16 protein-coding genes and 2 pseudogenes are annotated in these 19,815 nt (G+C 69.7%); 6 read left to right on the top strand and 12 right to left on the bottom strand.

Annotated elements, in window-relative coordinates; genetic code table 11:
* Nucleotides 1–10 precede the first annotated feature (10 nt).
* Together topA and ACZY0Y_RS09200 are read right to left on the bottom strand one after the other, a co-directional pair.
* The gene (gene topA, locus ACZY0Y_RS09195; protein WP_463957558.1) at nt 11–2,749 is read right to left on the bottom strand and encodes a type I DNA topoisomerase; all 2,739 of its coding nucleotides are present in this window, start codon (nt 2,747–2,749) and stop codon (nt 11–13) included.
* 181 nt (nt 2,750–2,930) lie between these two features.
* Nucleotides 2,931–3,611 carry an ArsR/SmtB family transcription factor gene (locus ACZY0Y_RS09200; protein WP_463883685.1) on the bottom strand — a complete coding sequence of 227 codons (681 nt, stop codon included), beginning with the start codon at nt 3,609–3,611 and terminating at the stop codon, nt 2,931–2,933.
* 189 nt (nt 3,612–3,800) lie between these two features.
* On the opposite strand from ACZY0Y_RS09200, the pseudogene ACZY0Y_RS09205 reads away from it, so the two are divergent.
* Nucleotides 3,801–4,925 (top strand): annotated as a pseudogene (locus tag ACZY0Y_RS09205) (MFS transporter); the annotation flags it as partial.
* Nucleotides 4,926–5,015: 90 nt separating this feature from the next.
* Here the strand turns inward: ACZY0Y_RS09205 and ACZY0Y_RS09210 are convergent.
* Together ACZY0Y_RS09210 and ACZY0Y_RS09215 are read right to left on the bottom strand one after the other, a co-directional pair.
* Nucleotides 5,016–6,686, bottom strand: coding sequence for a DUF7059 domain-containing protein (locus tag ACZY0Y_RS09210; protein WP_463957560.1), 1,671 nt, complete (start codon nt 6,684–6,686; stop codon nt 5,016–5,018).
* Nucleotides 6,687–6,722: 36 nt separating this feature from the next.
* A pseudogene (locus ACZY0Y_RS09215) lies at nt 6,723–7,457 on the bottom strand (MerR family transcriptional regulator); the annotation flags it as partial.
* A 256-nt stretch (nt 7,458–7,713) separates the two neighbouring features.
* On the opposite strand from ACZY0Y_RS09215, the gene srmL reads away from it, so the two are divergent.
* The 3 genes from srmL (at nt 7,714) to ACZY0Y_RS09230 (ending at nt 10,130) form a co-directional block, all read left to right on the top strand.
* Complete coding sequence (gene srmL / locus ACZY0Y_RS09220) at nt 7,714–8,871, top strand: PheS-related mystery ligase SrmL (protein WP_463883681.1); 1,158 nt, start codon at nt 7,714–7,716, stop codon at nt 8,869–8,871.
* Between the two features lie 93 nt (nt 8,872–8,964).
* Nucleotides 8,965–9,468: a DUF6023 family protein gene (locus ACZY0Y_RS09225; protein ID WP_463883679.1), complete on the top strand. Its 504-nt coding sequence runs from the start codon at nt 8,965–8,967 to the stop codon at nt 9,466–9,468.
* 122 nt (nt 9,469–9,590) lie between these two features.
* Nucleotides 9,591–10,130: a DUF6023 family protein gene (locus ACZY0Y_RS09230; RefSeq protein ID WP_463957562.1), complete on the top strand. Its 540-nt coding sequence runs from the start codon at nt 9,591–9,593 to the stop codon at nt 10,128–10,130.
* Between the two features lie 48 nt (nt 10,131–10,178).
* Here the strand turns inward: ACZY0Y_RS09230 and trhO are convergent, their stop codons facing one another.
* Nucleotides 10,179–11,072 (bottom strand): oxygen-dependent tRNA uridine(34) hydroxylase TrhO, encoded by an 894-nt coding sequence (gene trhO, locus ACZY0Y_RS09235; protein WP_463883676.1) that lies wholly within the window; start codon nt 11,070–11,072, stop codon nt 10,179–10,181.
* Nucleotides 11,073–11,270: 198 nt separating this feature from the next.
* Between trhO and ACZY0Y_RS09240 the strand changes: the two genes are divergently transcribed.
* Nucleotides 11,271–11,963 carry a GNAT family N-acetyltransferase gene (locus tag ACZY0Y_RS09240; protein ID WP_160663798.1) on the top strand — a complete coding sequence of 231 codons (693 nt, stop codon included), beginning with the start codon at nt 11,271–11,273 and terminating at the stop codon, nt 11,961–11,963.
* Nucleotides 11,964–12,044: 81 nt separating this feature from the next.
* Nucleotides 12,045–14,432: a DEAD/DEAH box helicase gene (locus tag ACZY0Y_RS09245; RefSeq protein ID WP_463957564.1), complete on the top strand. Its 2,388-nt coding sequence runs from the start codon at nt 12,045–12,047 to the stop codon at nt 14,430–14,432.
* Nucleotides 14,433–14,485: 53 nt separating this feature from the next.
* On the opposite strand, the gene ACZY0Y_RS09250 is transcribed toward ACZY0Y_RS09245, so the two are convergent.
* From ACZY0Y_RS09250 to ssd, 7 genes are all read right to left on the bottom strand, one after another.
* Nucleotides 14,486–14,872 (bottom strand): Rv3654c family TadE-like protein, encoded by a 387-nt coding sequence (locus ACZY0Y_RS09250; RefSeq protein WP_463883673.1) that lies wholly within the window; start codon nt 14,870–14,872, stop codon nt 14,486–14,488.
* Complete coding sequence (locus ACZY0Y_RS09255) at nt 14,869–15,252, bottom strand: TadE family type IV pilus minor pilin (protein WP_463957566.1); 384 nt, start codon at nt 15,250–15,252, stop codon at nt 14,869–14,871. Before ACZY0Y_RS09255 ends, ACZY0Y_RS09250 begins: the two co-directional genes overlap by 4 nt.
* Nucleotides 15,253–15,371: 119 nt before the next feature.
* Nucleotides 15,372–15,671: a DUF4244 domain-containing protein gene (locus ACZY0Y_RS09260; protein ID WP_463957568.1), complete on the bottom strand. Its 300-nt coding sequence runs from the start codon at nt 15,669–15,671 to the stop codon at nt 15,372–15,374.
* A gap of 147 nt (nt 15,672–15,818) precedes the next feature.
* Entirely contained in the window at nt 15,819–16,430 is a 612-nt protein-coding gene (locus ACZY0Y_RS09265) for a type II secretion system F family protein (RefSeq protein WP_463957570.1), read from the bottom strand.
* Nucleotides 16,427–17,254 carry a hypothetical protein gene (locus tag ACZY0Y_RS09270; RefSeq protein ID WP_463957572.1) on the bottom strand — a complete coding sequence of 276 codons (828 nt, stop codon included), beginning with the start codon at nt 17,252–17,254 and terminating at the stop codon, nt 16,427–16,429. Before ACZY0Y_RS09270 ends, ACZY0Y_RS09265 begins: the two co-directional genes overlap by 4 nt.
* Nucleotides 17,251–18,573: a TadA family conjugal transfer-associated ATPase gene (locus ACZY0Y_RS09275; protein ID WP_463957574.1), complete on the bottom strand. Its 1,323-nt coding sequence runs from the start codon at nt 18,571–18,573 to the stop codon at nt 17,251–17,253. Before ACZY0Y_RS09275 ends, ACZY0Y_RS09270 begins: the two co-directional genes overlap by 4 nt.
* Nucleotides 18,570–19,715, bottom strand: a complete 1,146-nt coding sequence (gene ssd / locus ACZY0Y_RS09280; RefSeq protein WP_463957576.1) for a septum site-determining protein Ssd — start codon at nt 19,713–19,715, stop codon at nt 18,570–18,572. Before ssd ends, ACZY0Y_RS09275 begins: the two co-directional genes overlap by 4 nt.
* Nucleotides 19,716–19,815 lie beyond the last annotated feature (100 nt).

The raw sequence follows: 19,815 nt of genomic DNA on the forward strand, positions 1-19,815 counted from the left end.
CCGGCACCCCCTACTTCTTGGCGGCGGCCTTGCGGGCCGGCGGCTTGCGCGCCGTCGTCGTGCGCTTGACCGGGCCCTTGGCGCGCTTCTCCGCGAGGAGTTCCACGGCCTGTTCCCGGGTGAGCTCCTCCAGCGAGGTGGAGCGCGGCACGGTGATGTTGGTGACGCCGTCGGTGATGTACGGGCCGAAGCGGCCTTCCTTCACCACGATGTTCTTCTCCGACACCGGGTCCGGGCCGAATTCTGCCAGCGGCGGGACGGCGGAACGGGCACCGCGCTGCTTCGGCTGCGAGTAGATTTCCAGGGCCTGCTCCAGCGTGATCGTGAAGATTTCCTCTTCCGAGCCGATGGACCGGGAGTCCGTGCCCTTTTTCAGGTACGGGCCGAAGCGGCCGTTTTGCACCGTAATCGGGTTGCCGTCGGCGTCCTGGCCGAGCACCCGGGGCAGGCTCATGAGCTGCAGGGCCTCGTCCAGGGTGATGGTGTCCACGCTCATCGACGCGAACAGCGAGCCAGTGCGGGGCTTGGCCTTCACGGGTTTCTTCGGCGGCTTGGGCTTGCCGTTCTTGTAGTACTCCACCGGTTGGTTGGCGAGCTGTTCCTCGGTCATTTCCGGGATGACCTCGGTGACGTAGGCGCCGTAGCGGCCGTTCTTGGCGACGACGGTGTGCCCGGTGTGAGGGTCCGCGCCGAGCACGCGCTCTTCCGGGGCGGCTGTTTCCATGAGCTCCACGGCCTTGGCCGCGGTCAGCTCATCCGGTGCCAGGTCTTCGGGGACGTTGGCGCGGGCAGCCTCAACCACTTCGCCGGTCTTCGGATCGACCGTCGGGACGGAGCTTTCCAGGTAGGGGCCGAACTTCCCGACCCGCAGCGTGATGCCCTCGGTGATGGGAATGGAGTTGATTTCGCGGGCGTCGATCTCGCCGAGGTTGTTGACGATGCTCAGCAGGCCGGGCTCGGAGTCCTCGCCGAAGTAGAAGTGCTTGAGCCAGGCCGGTCCCTGCGCCTGGCCGTTGGCGATCTTGTCGAGGTCCGCTTCCATGTCGGCGGTGAACTCGTAGTCGACGTAGTCGTGGAAGTGCTGTTCGAGCAGCCGGATCACGGAGAACGCAATCCAGCTCGGGACCAGCGCCGAGCCCTGCTTCCGGACGTAGCCGCGGTCCTGGATGGTGGAGATGGTGGAGGCGTAGGTGGACGGGCGGCCGATGCCCTTCTTTTCCAGCTCGGCGGTCAGCGACGCTTCCGTGAAGCGCGGCGGCGGGGAGGTCTCGTGTCCGACGGCGACGATCTCCGAGGCGGTGAGCGCGTCGTCCTTGGCCACGTTGGGCAGCCGGCGGGCTTCCTCGGAGTCCTCATCGCCGCGGCTTTCATCCTTGCCTTCCTCGTAGGCGGCGAGGAAGCCGGGGAAGGTGATGACGGTGCCGGAGGCCGAGAACTCGGCGTCGCGGCGCTCGGCAGCGCCACCGACGGTGACCGCGCCGAGGCGGATCGTGGCGGTGGAGCCCTTGGCGTCGGCCATCTGCGAGGCGACGGTGCGCTTCCAGATCAGTTCATAAAGGCGGAACTCGTCGCCGGAGAGCTGCTTGGCCACCTGGGCCGGGGTGCGGAAGGAGTCGCCGGCGGGACGGATGGCCTCGTGGGCCTCCTGCGCGTTGGCTGCCTTGCCGCTGTAGACGCGCGGGGACGCCGGGACGTACTCGGGGCCGTACAGCTCGGAGGCCTGGCGCCTGGCGGCCGTGACGGCCTCGTTGCTCAGCGCGGAGGAGTCCGTACGCATATAGGTGATGTAGCCGTTTTCGTACAGCCGCTGGGCCACCTGCATGGTGCTCTTGGAGGAGAAGCGCAGCTTGCGGCCGGCTTCCTGCTGCAGCGTGGAGGTGGTGAACGGCGCGGCCGGGCGGCGGGTGTACGGCTTGGTGTCGACGGAGCGGACGCGGAAATCGGCGTCCTGCAGGCCGGCGGCGAGGGAGGTGGCGAGTTCCTCGTTGAGGTGCACGGCGTTGCGCGAGGTGAGCTCGCCGCTGTCGTTGAAGTCGCGGCCGCTGGCGACCTTGGCGCCGTCGACCATGGCCAGTTTGGCCTTGAACGAACCGGACCCTGCGCCGAACTGGCCGGTCAGGTCCCAGTAGGAGGCCGCCTTGAAGGCCATCCGCTCACGCTCGCGGTCCACCACCATGCGGGTCACGACGGACTGCACGCGGCCGGCGGAGAGTCCGCGGGCCACCTTGCGCCACAGCACCGGGGAGATCTCGTAGCCGTAGAGCCGGTCCAGCACACGGCGGGTTTCCTGCGCGTCCACGAGGTCCTGGTCGACGTCGCGCAGGTTGTCCATGGCGCGGTGGATGGCTTCCTTGGTGATTTCACCGAAGGTCATGCGGTAGACCGGCACCTTGGGCTTGAGCACTTCCAGCAGGTGCCACGCGATGGCCTCGCCCTCGCGGTCCCCATCGGTTGCGAGATAGAGAGCGTCAGCATCTTTGAGCTGGGCCTTGAGTTCGGCGACCTTTTTCTTCTTGTCCGGTGACACCACGTAGTACGGCTTGAAGTCGTTATCAATGTCGACGGCGAACTTGCCCACCGAGGTCTTCTTCAGTTCCGCCGGCAGTTCCGAGGGCTGCGGGAGGTCCCGGATGTGACCAATGGAGGCCTCCACGATGAAGCCCTCGCCGAGGTACTTGGCGATGGTCTTGCTCTTGGCGGGAGACTCCACAATCACGAGTTTCTTGCCGGTTTTGGCCTTGCTTGGCACGGTGCTCCTACAGAAAAAGGTTGCTCGGGCAGATGCGCCCATACCCGCCTAGTTCACCATATTTTGCGGATTCCCGCGCATCCAGCCTGAAACGGCGGGCTCCCGGGCCCGACTTCCGGACGTAATGAACCTCCGCCCGGCGTCCGTTCGCAGGACGCCGCAAAGGCGCCCCGGGATGCTGTCAGGCGGAACTTTCGGGAGGGCTGTCAGAAGGGTTCGCCGGGGGCTGTCCGCGGTCATCCGGGATCATCGACCACATGGTCGCCATCCGCACGGCCCCTTCGGGGACCTGATCCGGATCGTCCAGTTCGTAGTCCCGCAGCAGGTCGAAGAGCCGGTTGTTCAGCTCTGCCCGCTGGGCCGGCGTCAGGTAGAGCAGGTTGCTGGCCAGCACCACGGAGGAAGGCCCGTCCGCCGCGTCGCCGCGCCGGCGCTGCTCGTCGCGGGTCCTGGCGTACGCGTTGACGCGCCGGCGGTAGGCGTCCAGTTCGAGGTCCAGCACGGCAAACTCGGGGCTCGCCACTCCTCCGCCGGAGTTGATGGTGAAGTCGGTACCCGCGGCCTTCCAGCGGCGCTCCCGCGCGTCGCCGGCAGTGGCTGCCGGCACCACGATGCCCCACTTCTGCAGGGCGCGCAGGTGGTAGCTCATGGCGCTCGGCGTGAGGCCGGTCTGCGCGGCGAGTTCGGTGGCCGTCCGGCTCACCTGGGTTGAATACAGTTCGGAAATGACTTCCAGCCGGGCGGCATGCGCGAGCGCGCGGATCGCCTTCGGGTCAGTGATTTCCACTTTCTTCTCCGGACGCTGCCGGCGTTTCGCGGCCGGCGGGACCGGTGACTCCGCCATTGGGGTTTCTGCATTCACACCACCAGTCTACCGAGCGGTGCCAAACTATGAAAGATATGCTTGACACTGCGGTCCGCACGGGAGTACCTTGCGACTATGAAACAGATACTTCATAAGTTGCCGGACGACCCCGGGGCCGGGCAGCCCCTCTGGCGCACCAGGGATTTCCTCCTCGCCAGCAGCGCCCGCTTCATTGCCACGGCCGGCATGGGCGCCGTCATTATCAGCGTCATGCTGCACCTGCAGAACCTGGCCGCCGCCGGCCTGACCCAGGTTGCCGGGCCCTGGCTGGTGGCGGCGTATCTGCTCTGCTCGGCGCTCCCGCTGGTGCTGCTGGCGCCGTGGGCCGGCCGTCTGGCCGACACGCGGGATTCCAGGACGCTGGCGACGGCGTCCTCCGTGGTCAGCGCCGCGGCAGTCGCCGGCATGGGGCTGGGAATGCAGTATCTGGACAACTACCTTCCGGCGCTGTTCGCCATGACCTTCCTCCTTGACGCCGCCCAGGCGGTGGCGGGGCCCACCTGGCAGGCCCTGCTGCCCCGGATCGTGGGCGAGGAGCGGACGCCTCGGGCGCTGGGCACCATGCAGGCAACCATCATGATTGCCGCCATGGCCGGCCCGGCGGCAGGCGGGCTGCTGAGCGGCTGGGGCGGATCCGGCCTGGTGTTTGCCGTGGCCAGCGGCTGCTATCTGGCGATGGCTGCAGGCGCCCTGCTGATCCGGACCCGCCGCGGCACGGCCACCGAACGCGCGGGCAAGGAGAAGCCTGCCCTGCTGGACGGGCTGCGCCTGATCCGGGCGGACGGCCTGGTCTGGTCCCTGGTCCTCGGCGCGCTCTTCTTCATCACGGTCGGCGAGGCGACCAACGTCCTGGAAGTGTTCCTGGCCCGCGACGAACTCGGCGCCACCGAAACGCAGTACGGGCTGCTGGCTGCGTCGTTTGGTCTCGGCATGGCGTCCGGGGCGGCACTGGCCGGGCGGATCAGGACCCCGGCAGCACGCCTGCGCATCCTGCTGGTTTCGATGGCCCTGACCTCGGCCTTCCTGGGGATCATGGCCCTGGTGCCGAGTGTGGAACTGTTGCTTGTGGCCTACACCGCGATGGGGGCGGCCTGCGGGGTGCTGAACGCGTGTTTCGGGGCGATTGCCATCCTGCGGATCCCGGAGGGCGGCCGCGGCCAGGCGATGGCTATCCTCGGGGGCCTCACCCGGGCCGTCTCCATTGGAGCCTTGGCGCTGGGCGGGCTGCTTGGCGCCCTGCTCCCGATTCGGCTGAGCTTCCTTGTCACCGGGGTGGGCGGGGTCCTGGCGGCCCTGGCCGTCACCGCGTATGTCCTGCCGCGTTTCGGCGGCGAGGGCGCGACCGGCCCAGCGGTGCCGGGCGCCCTCGCGCCGGCGCCCGGGTCCGTCCCGCCGGCCGTCTTAGGCAGGGAGCAGGAAGCCGTCGCGGACCAGGTTCCCAACCTCCGTGAGGAGCCCGCTGCGGAAGGTCCCGCTGTCCCAGTCCTCGCCTCCACCCAGCAGCGCCTCAAGGGCGCCGATGATCTGCCCAACGGACAAGTCGCCGTCGCACGCTGAGACAAAGCCGGCCAGTTCGGTGCTCAGCAGGTTGGTGCGCCGCAGGCCGGCACCCTGGCGCAGCAGGATGACCCCGGGGTGCTCAGCGCCGGGGCGCTGGTGCCGTTCCTCGGTGACGTCCTCGGCCACAAGCAGGTGAGCGGCCGCCAGGTCGTGGCCGGCCAGCCAGTCGGCGCGTTCCACGGCGGCACCGAGGTGCGGGCCGACGGGCTGTTCGATCGGATAGGTGATCTCCTCGAAGCGCCTCAGCACCGGGGGGCCCTGGGCGGGCCGGCGCAGCCAGATCATCCCGAAACCGATGGCCTGGACACTGCGGGCGGCGAAGTCGTCCAGGTACGCGGCGTACGAGTCCTGGTAAAGGCGCCGGTCGCGGGCCTCGGAGGCGTCCTGCAGCCAGGTCTCGGCATACTGTTCCGGGCTGACCTGCTCGCGCTGGATGAACCAGGCGTCCGCGTCCGGACTGGCCCAGTTTTGCGGCCGTTCGGCCCAGTCGGCGCCCGCCGGGATCTCCCAGTTGCCCAATAACTGGGCTGTTCCGCCAGGGGTGAGGGCCGAGGGAAGGTCCCGGACCAGGGCGGCGACGATGTCATCGCCCGGCAGGCCGCCGTCGCGGTAGGTGAACTGGTCCGCGGCGGCCTCCCCCGGGCTGCGCGGCGTGATCACGAACGGCGGGTTGGAGACCACCAGTTCGAACTCCTCGCCCGCCACCGGATCCAGCAGGGAACCCTGGCGCAGGCTCACCCGGGCCTCCAGATCGGCGGGGTCCAGGTGCAACTGGCCGGCGTTTAACAAAAGGTTGAAGCGTGTAAACGCCAGCGCACGCCCGGAGATGTCGGTGGCGGTCACATGCTCGGCGTGGTGCAGCAGGTGGAAAGTCTGGATGCCACAGCCGGTGCCAAGGTCCAGGGCGCGGGCCACATGCCGGCGGGCGGTGACCTGTACCAGCGTGGTGGATGCCTGCCCGATCCCCAGCACATGGTCGTGGCGCAGAACGCCGGGGCGCTGGTGGGCGGCCAGGTCGCTGGCCACCCAGAGCTCCGCGCCGCCGCTGCCGGCAGTGTTTTCGTTTTCCTCCTGGGTTCCGTCCCCCTGGGTGCCGTCCCCGGGGGTTCCGTCCCAGCCGTACGGCCGCAGATCCACCTTCGCCTGAACCAGGCCACCCGCGGACGGCTCCACGAGGCCTAGTTCCAGCAGGCCCGCCGTGCGGATGCCGGGAAGGGAGGCGTCGAGAGTTGCGGCGGGCTGCGGTTCGGCCAGCAGCCAGAACCGGACGACGGCGGCGAGCGCCGCCGTCGTCGGCTCCCCGTGGCGGGCGGCCTCGGTGACGATCAGCGCGGGGACGAGCTGGTCGCGGCTGAGGGCGCTGTGCGCGGCCGGGCCGAGGAGTCCGGCGACGCCGTCAACCGTGTAGCCGATGCGGCGCAGGTCCGCCGCCAGGGCTTCGAGCAGGCCGGGGAGGTCGCTGCGCGGCGCATCGGTGGTGTTGCCGGCCGTGAAATGCGTTGAGAGAGTCACCGGTCAAGTTTAGTCCCGGTCCCGGCGCCGCCGGTCCTAGAGGTGCCTGCCGGCGTAGATCCGGAGGACGTCGCGGACGAAGGATGCACCGGCTGCGCCGCCGTAGTTCGCGGCGAAGCGCGGATCGGTAACGTACATCTCGCCGAGGCCGGTGACGTAGCCTTTCACGTCGCCGTTGCCGCCGGTGGCGGACGCTGAGGCGGGCGTGCCCGGGATGCCGGCAAGCCATTCCACGTGCCGCCGGGCCAGCTCCTGGGCCTCGGCGCTGTCCGCCGGGATCCCCGACTCCGCGGCTGCGGTCCAGTCGCTGCCCAGCTGCCGGGAACGCAGCTTCCAGGCGTCCTTCCCGGCCGGGCTCATCCGGCGCCACCAGGCGTCGCCCGCCGCGTACGAGTCCCTGCCCCAGCGCTCCTCCACCTCGTCCCTGAACTGGGTGTGGTCGAAGCCGTCGAACATTTTCTCCGCCATGATCTCTCCTCCTGCTTTCAATGTGTCAATCGTCTGCCGGACCGAAGCGATCTGGCGGGCCAGCCGGGCCTGTTCCTGCCACAGCCAGTCGAGGTGACGGCCGGGCGCCTGTTCGGCGTCGGGCTCGTGGCCGAGAACCTCGGCGATGGCCGGGAGGCCGAGCCCAAGGTCCCGCAGGAGCAGGATCCGCTGCAGCCGCACGAGGGATGCCTGGTCGTAGAACCGGTAGCCGTTCCCGCCTGTCCGGCTGGGTTCGAGCAGTCCGATGCCGTCGTAGTGCCGCAGCGTCCGGCTCGTGGTGCCGGTATCCCGATGCTAGGGGTTGACGCTGCGTCAAGGTCAAGGCCTGCGTATGACGGCCCGCGGGGACGCTGGCGGGGACGCCGGCGGCCTGGCGTAGCATGGGAGGCATGCACACGCAGCAGCGATTTATCAGCCCTCGGCCGCTTTCCGGCCGCACGGGCTTCTTGTCGCGCGCATAACTGCAGCCGCCGGGGTCCGTCCGGTGCAGCGGCTGAGGGTGAAGCTCCCCTCCCGCACCCACAGCCAAGGACCCCTCATGAAAAACTATTTGACCCCCTCCGAGCTGCAGGCCGCCCTGTCGCTCCGCGACTTGTCCGATCCCGCGCAGGGCCCCCACGCCATGTCCCTGCTGCTGGCGGAAATCACGACGGCGCTGGAACGCCTCTGGAGCATCGCGGTTGAGACGCACCGGCTCAGCCTCCTCGTCGCAACCGCCGACAACTACGACCGGCTGGGCTACTCCCCCGACGACGTCACCCGCGATTCGCGCTACTCCCGCCATGTCAGCCCGTCGGTGATGCTGCGGAGCCACACCTCGGCGGGGGCCCCGGCCCTGCTCGACTCGCTGCGCGGGGAAATGGGCCACTACGACCGGCTGCACGCGGTGCCAGGCCTGGTGTACCGGAGGGACGCGATCGACCGCACCCACGTGGGCGCCCCGCACCAGGTGGATCTCTGGAGACTCAAAGCGCGCGGGCTGCTGGGTTCCGCCGATCTGGACCAGATGATGGCGGCCGTAGTGGAAGCGGTCCTTCCGGCCTCCGTCTGCCCGGACGTGCAGTGGCGCTCGACCCCGGCAACCCACCACTACACGGATACGGGCAGGCAGCTCGACGTGCTCGTCACCCAGCCGGACGGCAGCCGGGAATGGCTGGAACTGGCCGAATGCGGCCTTGTCGCCGCGCAGGTCCTCCGCGGCTCCGGGCTCGATCCGCGGCGCTGGGCCGGCCTCGCCCTCGGCTTGGGGCTGGACCGTGCCCTGATGCTGCGCAAGGGCATCCGGGACATCCGGCTCCTGCGCTCGGAAAACCCCGAAGTCCGGGCCCAGCTGATGGACTTGAATCCCTACCGGCCGGTGTCAGTCATGCCCGAGGTCAGACGCGATTTGTCGCTCGTGCTGGGCTCCGCGGCGGAGGCCGACGTCGAGCTGCTGGGTGACCGTGCGCGGGCGGCCCTCGGGGCGGAAGCCGAGATGCTGGCCGCGCTGGAGATCAGGGCGGTGACCCCGGCGTCGGGTCTGCCGGCCGCCGCCGTCGAACGGCTCCGCGTCACTCCGGACCAGGTGAATGTGCTGCTGCGGCTGGTGCTGCAGCCGCTGGACCGGACGCTCACGGACGGCGAGGCCAACCTCCTGCGGGACCGCGTGTACCTTGCCCTGCACCGGGGCCGGGTGCTGGAGCTGATCTCGGGGTAGGGGCGCGGGCCGGGGCCAGGCCCGGGACGCCAGCAGGTGGCACCGGGCCGCCGCTGGATCAGCCTCGGCCCCCAACGACGGTAAGTTGGAGGCATGCTTTTCCTTATCCCCGGCCCCCAGCGTGCCCGGATCCTCCGGCAGCGTACCCGTCCTATCGGGCGCGCCGCCTGGCCTTTCAGCCGCGCCGCCTTCGGCGTTGCGGCCGGCGCCGCCGTCGTCCTGGCCACAGCAGCGTGCTCCCCGGTCGGCTCCGTCGAGTCGGCCGATGTGCCGGCCTGGAAGGCCACGGCTCTTCCCTCTGCCGAGGGGATCGTGCTCGAGGACTCGGGAAAGATCCTCAACCGGGATCCGATCGTCAAAACCGCCCCCGGGATCGGAGCGGGCACCTACCTGCTGACCATGAGCTGCGACGGCGGCGGCAAAGCCTTCTTCGAGGCCTCCCTCGACGGCGCCAGGCTGAACGAGGCCGGGGCGGCCTGCAACGGCAGCCGCGAGACGGCCCGCGTCAAAGTCCCCGCCGCCGGCACGCTGCAGATCAGCACCTCAAGCGTTGACGCTCCGCTCATCTACGCCTACCAGCTGACGCCCGCGGAGTAGCAGCCGGACGCCGCCGGGGTCCGGATCGGTTTCAGCGGGCTTGGGCAGTAGGCCCGGAACAGCGCTTCCGCGCGGGCCGTTGGCCTCTGGCGCGCCGCCCACCACGGGGTTAAAGTCGGGACATGCCCACTGTTCCGGTGTCGAGCGTGTCCCGGACTCGCACGGCATCTGCCGTGGGGCTCCTGCTCGCGCTGCTGCTGGGAACTGCCTTGACCGGCTGCGCCTACGAATACGACGACGGGTTTGCCAGCGTGACGCCGACCGCCTCCGTCCCGGGCTCATCCGATGCGGCCCTGCCGCGCGATCCTACGTTTAACCAGCCCGTCACCGGAGCCGAACTGGACTCATGGGTGGCCCAGGTGCTGCCCGGAGCCGAGGGACAGGTGTTCCACAGCAACTACGGAACCCTGGCGGCAGCCGAGGAACGGGAGGAAGACACAGCGAACCTGCCTGAGGGCAGCTACGCCCTGACGCTGTCCTGCCGGAGCCCGCGGCGGGTGTCGTTCAGTATCAGCCATGACGACATTGAACTGGTGGACCTGGACCTGCGGTGCGGGTCCTCCCGGGTAAACGTGGTCTATCTGCCCGCCGACGTCGTGCTCCATATCAAGGTGGAGGCGAAGGAGGGCGCCAATTTCGCCTACCGCGTGAGCCGGATCTGAGTCCCGGGCCCGTCATACGGACCGGTACGGGGGTGGGACGGCGGAGTGTCAGGCCGCGCAGCCGTCCGGGCAGCGGAGCGTCTCCGGGCTGGCGGCGCAGGCCGAACAGTAAAGGGTGAGGGTGCGGCAGGACGGATTGGAGCAGTTCTCAAATTTGCTCGTCGGCGCCGAGCAGCGGACGCATTCGCCGATGGTCTTTGCGTCCTCGCTGAATTCAAGGTGCATGCGTTTGTCGAACACGTAGAGGGAGCCCTCCCAGAGGCCCTGGTCCTTGAAGGTTTCGCCATAGCGGACGATCCCGCCGTCGAGCTGGTAGACCTCCGTGAAGCCGCGGTTCACCATGAGGCTGGAGAGCACTTCGCAGCGGATCCCGCCGGTGCAGTAGGTGACCACCGGCTTGTCCTTGAGCGCGTCGTACTTGCCGGAGTCGAGTTCCTTGATGAAGTCGTGGGTGGTGGCGACGTCCGGGACGACAGCGTCCTTGAATTTGCCGATCTGGGCCTCGAACCCGTTGCGGCCATCGAAGAAGACCACCTCCTCGCCGGCCTCCTTCTTAGCCTCCACGAGGCTGTGAAGTTCCTCGGGCAAGAGACGCGTGCCGCCGCCGACGACGCCGTTGGCATCAACCTTGAGTTCCCCGGGGGCACCGAAGGACACAATCTCGTCGCGGACTTTGACGCTGAGCCGGGGGAAGTCCGCGGCGCCGCCGTCGGACCATTTCACGTCGATACCGTGGAAGCCCTTGTATTCGCGGGTGGTCTTCACATACTGCTTGACCGCGTTCAGCTCGCCGCCGACGGTCGCGTTGATGCCGTCCTTGGAGATGATGATGCGGCCGGTCAGCCCGAGCTTCTCGCACAGGGCGCGCTGCCAGAGCCTGACGGCATCGGGGTCCGCGAGAGGGGTAAAGCCGTAAAAGAGCACAATTCTGTTCAAAGCCACGTTTTAAGGGTACTGGCTTTGACCGAACGCCGGGCGCCGCGAGACTAGCTGCAGAAAGCCAGTCGCGCGGGCCAGGGCCGCGGTCCGGGCCCCGGTGCAACGGCTTCCGGCGGGCGCACCGGTCACAATGACGTAAGCAAGTACTGTTCCAGAACCCGGCCCCTGTTGCTTGTGGCGGGGCTGGAATACGCTCATCACATGAGTCTTGAGGCCATGGTTGAAGACACCACCCATCTGCTCGAAACCTGGGTCACCGGTTGGGCCGGCTGCCGGGGATATGAGACACGCAGGGAGGGCCGGTTCCCTGCGGCCTTCAGGGCCGACACCACCCACGAATGGGAATTTTTCGCCCATGATCCCTCCGACGCGGAGTTCGCGGCGCTGGCCGCCGCCACCCTTGAAGTACCTGCCCGGATCCTTACCATCCTCACGAACGACGCCGCCAGGTACACCTTCCTGGCCCAGCAGCACGGGCTCAACGTCACCTCCGCCTCGCAGACCATGATGATCGTGGATATGGAGACCCAGGACTCCGAGGATCCCTGGCTTCCGGATGATGACCTGCGGTGGGTGCCGTCGCGAACCGACGGCATCCACCATGCCGTGGTCTACGCCGGGGACGAGGTGGCGGCGAGCGGGCGAGTGTTCGTGGTGGGCCACACGGCAATCTTCGACAAGATCGTTACGGAGCCCGGATACCAGCGCCGGGGCCTGGGCAGCTTCATCATGCGGGCCCTCGCCGCCCAGGCGTTCGAACACGACGTCGAATCCGGGCTGTTGCTCGCCTCGCTGGACGGGCAGAAGTTGTACTCGCACCTCGGCTGGACCACGGTCTGCCACGTGCTGATGCTTTCCGCCTCGGGCGAGGGCTCGGACCTCTCGGTGGGCTGAGGCCCTGGCTGCCGGGTCCCGTGCCCTCTGCCCCGTGCCCCGTGCCCCGGACGATTTGAGGCCGGGTGAAAGAATGTTCGAGTGAACCCACATGAGTCCCTGATTCCGTTGCTGGGCCGCGGCCCGGACCCGGAACAGCTCCGTCATGTGCGCACCATCGCTGCCCGCCAGGCCGTGCACGCGCCGTGGCCCGGGTGGACCCATCCCGATCTGGTGAACGCCTACGGATCGCTCGGCATCCACGAGCCCTACCGCCACCAGATCCAGGCCGCCGACCTCGCCCACGCCGGCGAGCACGTGGTGATCGCCACCGGCACCGCCTCCGGAAAGTCGCTGGCCTACCAACTTCCGGCGCTGGACGCGATCCACCGGTCCGAACTGCGGGTCCTCGCCGATCCCGGCAAGATCCACGACGACGGCGCCGTCACCCTGTATCTCTCCCCCACCAAGGCCCTGGCTGCCGACCAACTGGCTGCCATCCGGGCACTGAAACTCCCCACCGTCCGGGCAGAGACCTACGACGGCGACACCGACCCGGCGTCCCGCCGCTGGATCCGCGACCACGCGAACTTCATCCTGGCCAACCCGGACATGCTGCACTTCGGGATCCTCCCCAACCACGCCTGGTGGGCACGGTTCTTCCGCCGGCTGCGCTACGTGATCGTGGACGAAGCCCACAGCTACCGCGGCGTCTTCGGATCCCACGTGGCCAATCTGATGCGCCGGCTGCGCCGCATCTGCGCCTACTACAGCCCGGACGGCTCCGGGCCGGTGTTCATCGCCGCCTCCGCCACGGCGTCCGAGCCCGGAACGTCCTTCGGCCGGCTCATCGGCGCTCCGGTCCGTGCCGTGTCCGAGGACTCCTCGCCCCATGGCTCCACCACCGTCGCATTCTGGGAGCCTGCCCTGACCGAGCTCCGGGGCGAGAACGGCGCCAAGGAGCGCCGCACGGCTGTGGCGGAAACCGCAGACCTGCTGGCGAATCTGGTGTCCTCGCGGGTGCGGACCATTGCGTTCATCAAGTCCCGGCGCGGCGCCGAAACCATTGCCACCATCACCAAGCGCCTTCTCGACGAGGTGGATCCGAGCCTGCCGCAACGGGTCGCGGCCTACCGCTCGGGCTACCTGCCGGAGGAGCGGCGGGCCCTGGAGAAAGCGCTGCGCTCCGGCGAGCTGCTGGGCGTCTCCAGCACGTCGGCCCTGGAACTCGGCATCGACATCTCCGGGCTCGACGCCGTGCTCGTCGCGGGCTGGCCAGGAACCCGGGCCTCGTTGTTCCAGCAGATCGGCCGGGCCGGCCGGGCAGGGCAGGACGCCATCGCCGCCTTCGTCGCAAGCGATGACCCGCTGGACACCTACCTGGTGAACCACCCCGAGGCGATCTTCGACGTCTCGGTCGAGGCCACGGTCTTTGATCCCTCCAATCCTTATGTGCTGGGTCCGCACCTGTGTGCCGCCGCCGCCGAACTGCCGCTGGGGTTCGCCGAACTGGACCTTTTCGGGGCCACATCCGAGAAGCTGCTGGACCAGCTGGTGGCCCAGGGATATCTGCGCCGGCGCCCCGCAGGGTGGTTCTGGACCCACCCGCAAAGCGCCGCGGCCATGGTGAACCTGAGGGCCGACGGCGGCGGCCCGGTGAGCATCGTGGACGCCGACACCGGGTCCCTGCTCGGGACCATGGATTCCCCGCAGACGCATTACCAAGCCCACACGGGAGCCATCTACGTCCACCAGGGAGAGAGCTACGTGGTGGAAGACCTGAACGAGGACGACCACTGCGTAGTGGTGCGGCGGGCGAACCCGGACTACTACACCACCGCCCGTGACGTGACCCAGATCGAGGTGCTCGAAACGCAGCGCACCACCCAGTGGGGCGACGTGGCCGTCCATTTCGGGGATGTGAAAGTAACAACGCAGGTGGTCTCCTTCCAGCGCAAGGCGCTGATCTCCAACGAGATCCTCGGTGAGGAACCGCTGGAGCTGGGCGCCCGGGACCTGTTCACCAAGGCGGTCTGGTTTGTCATGGACAACCGCTCCCTGACCGGTGCGGGGCTGATCGAGGCGCAGTTCCCGGGTGCCCTGCACGCTGCGGAACACGCCGCGATCGGGCTCCTTCCCCTGGTTGCCTCCAGCGACCGCTGGGACATCGGCGGCGTGTCCACCGCCATCCATGCCGACACCGGAGTGCCGACCATCTTTGTGTACGACGGCCACCCCGGCGGGGCAGGCTTCGCCGAGCGCGGTTACGACAAGGCCCGGGTCTGGCTCGCCGCCACCCGCGACGCGATCCAAGCCTGCGAATGCGAGGCCGGCTGCCCGTCGTGTGTGCAGTCGCCCAAGTGCGGCAACAAGAACAATCCCCTCGACAAGGACGCCGCCGTTACCCTGATCGACGTACTGCTCAAGGACGCGACGGACCAGATGCACACCGGGGAGACTGCCCACGCCGCTACACAGTGGCAGGCGTAGCCGCGGCCGCAGGCACCGGCTACGGGGGCATCGTGGCCGCCGCAGGCACCGGCTTACGGGGGCGGTCCGGCTCTGGCCAGCCCGGTGGCCCCGCCCAGGGGGGTGCGGACCTCGAGCTCGGTGCGGACCTGGACCGTGCTCCCGGCGCCCTCCGCGCAGCTGAGCACCCTCGCGCCGTTCCGGTGGGCGACCTCCGCGGCGACGGCGCACGGTTCTCCCGGAGCGATTCCCCGGGCGGCATCCGCGGCTCCCAGAGCGGCCAGGTCTGCGGCCGCAGCCGCCCGGGATGCCATTGCAGCCGACTGCGACAGCAGCGCCACCAGGACAGCGGCGAGGACGACCAGCAGTCCCAGCCCGAGCGCCAGGACGGTGCCCGCGCCGCGCTCCGGGTCCGTCGTGTACCCGCCTCGCCGCGTCGTGGGGATATCCGGCCGGCTCATGCGGCCAGAGTCTGCAGCTGAAGGCGCCACGTCCGGGGAACCCGGACCACGGCTGACGGCCCGGACGATTCGCCCCGGGTCCAGGCACGGGCCGTAAGGGTCCAGGGAAGCAGCGACCCGACGGCGCCCGGCACCTTGCCGGAGACCGTGACGCTGAGCCATTCGCCATCGGATGCCACGGCCGAAGCGGCCGAGGGACCGGCGAGCCGGCGGACGATCACGTCCACGGCGGCGGCGTCCTCGCCCCGGGCCAGGGCGCGGGCGCCGGCCCTGGCTGCTTCCTCCAGCCGCAACTGGGTCACTCCCGCCGCTGAACCGGCCAGCAGCAGGGCAAGCAGGAGCACGACGGAGGGCAGCGCCACCGCGAATTCGGCCGTCACGACGCCTCGGCACGTGTCGCCGGAGCTCCTCTCGCCGGAAACCGGCCGCCACCGTGCGGTAGCGGGTTGGCGTGTGGACACCGCTGCCCGGTTTACCCGCCCGGCCGGCCATCGGCAGCTCATGGCAAGGCGAGCGCCGTGCGGATCAGGTTCAACAGAAAACCCCGGACCTCGTCACTGCGCATGATGAACACCAGGATGCCGGCAAACCCCACAGCGGCGAGCGTGGCAATGGCGTACTCGGCCGTCGCCATTCCTTCCTCGGAGCCAAAGAGCCGGCTGAGCCTTCGTGCCCGGCGCGGGGCAGGAATGCTGGCCCCGGGATAGATTTCCCGGATCCCGGCGTTCCCGGTCGCGGTCCCGGCATGGATCTGCTGGGCCCTGCGTGTACCGGCGGGCCGAGTGTGATGGATTGACATGGACTTTCCTTTCCTTCGCTTCCGGCGGGGCCGCCGGCTGTTCCTAGACTCTTCCGGCCCGGACGGTGACGCGTAAGTGGCCCTTCCCTCCAAGTGGAAAACCCCTTCCGGACACGCACTGTGGAGGAAGGCTTCCCACCGCTGGGGTCAGCCCGGGAGCATCGCCAGCAGGACCGGTATGACACCCAGGCATACGAAGGCCGGCAGCGAGCACAATCCGAGGGGAACGACGAGCTTCACTCCGAGGGCGGCGGCTTGTTTCTCCGCGGTCCGGAACTGCCCGCGCCGCATGCGCGCCGCCTGGGCATAGAGAATGGCGGAGGACGGGGCTCCGGTGAGCGCGGCAAATCCCAGCGCATCGCGCACGGCGAGAAGTCCCGGCGACCGGACATCGGCGCCGCGCCAGGCCGTGTCCCAATCGGCGCCGATCGTGAGCGCCGCCACGACCGGGCGCAGCGGACCACGGATGTCGGGTGTTGCCAGTGCGGCCAGCAGCGCCAGGGCCCGGCAGAGTCCGGCTCCCGCATCGAGCATCGCGCCGACCAGCTCGAGCATCATGGCGGCATCATCGAGCCCGTGCCCTCCGGATGCCCCGGGCAGCTCAACCCCGTCGTTTATGCTGCCCCGGCTTCCGGCGCCGGGGGCACGCTGCGTCTGGCGCCGGAGTCGCCGCCTGGCCATGCCACTGTCGGAATACGCGGTGGCGGCCGCGGCCACCAGAACTGCCAGCACCGCAAGGCCCGCGGCGTCTGCCGTCACGGCCGAGCTCCTTCAGCCGCCCGGACAAGCCGGGCCGACCAGATCCGGCCAGCCATGGTGAGGGCGAGCCCCGCCGTGAGCGCCGCGGCTCCCCACGGGGTTCCCAGCACCTCGACAGGATCCACTCCCAGCAGCACACCCAAACCCAGCCCGAGGAACGGAAGCCACGTCAGCAGCCGAACCGTCGCACGGGGCCCCGCCAGCGCCGTCTGGCGGGCGGCCTCGGCGTCGTCCTCGGCCTCCAACTGGGCCGCAAATCGCGTCAACACGTCCGCCAGCGGGGAGCCCGCGGCCTCTGCTACGTCAAAGCACGCGGCGAGCTGGAACCAGACGCGGCGCTCACGCACTCCGGCGCCTGCACGGCTTCGCCGGATCTTCCCGGCGCCTGTCCCACCGGACGCGGCTGCCCCGGCGGAGCGGATGGCCGACCCCACGGGAGACCCGCGCATGGCTGCCGCACGGGCCGCAGCCAGCATCCGCACGGATCCGGGGGCCAGCGCCGACGTCCGGCCCGAAGCTCCCTCCCCGGGCAAGGGCGCAGAGGATGCCCCCACATGCAGGAGCCACAGCTCGTCCCATAACCGCGAGGGGGTCCGGCCGCCTTTCAGCAAAGCCGACATCTGCTGCACGAGCAATGTCATCGGGACCGGGGGCGCCTCCCGGCGCCGCCAACGGCGAAGTCCGCGGAGAGCCGCTGGGGAGCCGCTGGCGGGGACACGCCGTACCCCAGCCAACGCCGCACGGATCCGGCGGCGCGGGGCTCCCGGAGCCGAGAGCGCCAGGAACACCGCGAGCGCCAGGACGGCTACAACTATCACGGTCATTCAAGGCCCCTGCCCGGGTCCTTGCGCAACGCCCCGTCCTGTGTCCGGGCTGGCCCGGACTCCACTCCCCCGGGGCCGGCGGGGTCCGTTTCCCAGGGGTCCATTCCGAGACGGCCCGCCAACCGCGGCCAGGCGGGCCCGCAACGGACCGCTGCGGCGGAAACGTCCAGCGCGGAGCTGACCACCAAGCCGCCCGGGCCGTCCTCGAGCACCCCGATGCAGGCAACGGTCCGCTCATTGTTCATCCGTGCCACGTGGACCACGGCGTCGAGGGCGCTGGCCGCCTGCAGGCGCACCGCGTCCTGGGACATCCCGGCCAACGCACCCAAAGCAGCCAACCTCGCTGGCACGTCAGCCGCGGTGTTCGCGTGAATGGTTCCACCGCCTCCGCTATGGCCGGTATTCATGGCAGCCAGCAGCTCCCGCACCTCGGCCCCGCGGCACTCGCCCACCACCAGCCGGTCCGGCCGCATCCGGAGGGACTGCCGCACGAGCTCGCCCAAATCGACGACGCCGCCACCTTCCAGGTTGCCGTGCCGCGCCTCCAGCGACACAACGTGCGGGTGGACCGGATTGAGTTCCGCGGCGTCCTCAAGCAGGACCAGCCGTTCACCCGGCGGACACAGGCCCAGGAGCGTGGCGAGCAGGGTTGTCTTCCCCGACCCGGTGGCGCCGCTGATCAGGAAGCTCAACCGGTGTGCCATCATGCGTTCCAGCACGGTCTGCAGCAATGGCCCGAACATGCCGCTCCGCCGCAGCTCATCCATCGAGAAGACCCGGTCACGCCTGATCCTGATGCTCAGGAGTGTTCCCGCCGTGGAGACCGGCGGCAGGACAGCATGGACCCGGAAGCCGCCGTCGAGCCGGACGTCGACGCAGGGGGAACCGTCGTCCAGGCGCCGCCCGCCCGCCGACACCAGCCGGGCCGCCAGTGCCCGGACCTGCGGTTCACCGGAGAACCCGACCGGCGCCCGTTCGAGTCCGTGACCGCGGTCCAGCCAGACCGAACCTGGGCCGTTGACGAAAACGTCTGTCACAGCCGGGTCCCGGACCAGCACCTGCAGGGGGCCGAGGCCGTTGAGTTCCGCGCTGATCCCCTCGACCGCGGCCAGGGCTCCGGCCGTGCCCAGCAGTCGTCCGCTCGCCTGCACGGCGGCAGCCACGCGCGAGGGTGTCACCGGCCCGGCGTCGGACAGGACGGATGCGCGGACGGACTCCAGCAGACGCGCGTCAAGGGAGGCGCGCGCGGGCGGCCGGTAGCGCGGGGCGCCCGGGCTGGCACCGGCGTCCGGGGGCCCAGGTGCCGAATGGGCGCTCACCCGGGCGCTCCGGCGCCGAAGCCAAGGACCATGCCGGCAAACCGCTGCACCTTGCGCTGACGTCCGGTGTCCAGCAGACGCCCGAGCTCCGTGGCGGCCGCGGCGCGCCTGACGTCCGGCATCACCCCGGCCAGGGGTAACCCCACGGACTTGGCAATCAGGTCTGCGTCCAGGCGGGCCCCGGATTTGCCCCGCACCACCAGCACGGTCTCGACCGCGGGAAGGTCCTGCAGGAGCCGGGCCGTTGCCACGGCAGCCCGCAGCAGCGCGGGCGCGACGACGATCAACCGGTCGCAGTCCCAGGCGAAGGTCCGCAGGGCTTCCCGTCCCCGGCCAATGTCCACAATGACGAGCTCGTAGCCGCGCCGGGCGGCGTCCAGCACGCCGGCCACAACTCCGTTGTCCACTCCGGCGTGGCGCTCTTTGGTTCCGGGCCAGGACAGGAAGGGGAATCCGCCGGCCAGGGGCAGCGAATCGGCGAGCTGGCGGGGATCGATCGTGCCCCTGGCATCGGCCAGATCCGGCCAGCGGAGGCCGGGTGTTTCCTCGGCGGCGAGCGCCAGCTCCAGGCCTCCGCCCCACGGGTCGCCGTCCACAAGCAGGGCCCGGACACCCTGCCGGGCCGCAGCGTGGGCGATCCACACGGCTGCTGTGCTGGCCCCTGCGCCGCCGCAGCCGCCGACCAATCCGAGGACGAGTCCGCCGGGCTCGGGAGTGCGGGAGCGGCTGAGGTACTCGGCGAGCCAGGATGCGGCATCGGGCAGCACGGCGACCCGTTCGGCGCCGATGGCGGCGGCCAGATGCCACAAGCCGTCGCCGTCGCCGCTGAGGCCAACGAGCACGGCCGGCGAACGTCCCCGCGGCGGCAGCTCGCGGATGTCGCTGCCGAGCAGCACCACCGCGGCCGCGTCCCAGAAGGGCGCCGCCTCCCTGATGTCCGCCACCGTGCGCAGCTGGCCGCCGGACGCCGCCGCGACGTGCTCGACTTCACCGCGCAGCACTTCGAGTCCTGTGATCAGCAGCGTCTCCGTCGGCTCGTCCGGCAGCCACGGCGAAGGCCCCGACCCGGGATTTGGCCCGGCAAACGACCCAGTGCCAGGCCCGGGATTGGGCCCGGAACGTGATCGCTGGTGCCTGCTCATGCTGTCACTCTTCCGTTCGTCCGGAGCCGCCGTAACCCGCGCCGGCCGCTATGTGGACAAGCGGACTCTTCAAGCCACGTGCACGGGGACTCCGTCCGGC

This window comes from Pseudarthrobacter kochi (assembly GCF_055412805.1).

Coding starts and splice junctions, on each gene's coding strand:
- ACZY0Y_RS09270 (WP_463957572.1), bottom strand. CDS start 17,254: ATGACCGTGATAGTTGTAGCCGTCCTGGCGCTCGCGGTGTTCCTGGCG.
- ssd (WP_463957576.1), bottom strand. CDS start 19,715: ATGAGCAGGCACCAGCGATCACGTTCCGGGCCCAATCCCGGGCCTGGC.
- ACZY0Y_RS09225 (WP_463883679.1), top strand. CDS start 8,965: ATGCTTTTCCTTATCCCCGGCCCCCAGCGTGCCCGGATCCTCCGGCAG.
- srmL (WP_463883681.1), top strand. CDS start 7,714: ATGAAAAACTATTTGACCCCCTCCGAGCTGCAGGCCGCCCTGTCGCTC.
- ACZY0Y_RS09240 (WP_160663798.1), top strand. CDS start 11,271: ATGAGTCTTGAGGCCATGGTTGAAGACACCACCCATCTGCTCGAAACC.
- ACZY0Y_RS09250 (WP_463883673.1), bottom strand. CDS start 14,872: ATGAGCCGGCCGGATATCCCCACGACGCGGCGAGGCGGGTACACGACG.
- ACZY0Y_RS09230 (WP_463957562.1), top strand. CDS start 9,591: ATGCCCACTGTTCCGGTGTCGAGCGTGTCCCGGACTCGCACGGCATCT.
- ACZY0Y_RS09260 (WP_463957568.1), bottom strand. CDS start 15,671: ATGTCAATCCATCACACTCGGCCCGCCGGTACACGCAGGGCCCAGCAG.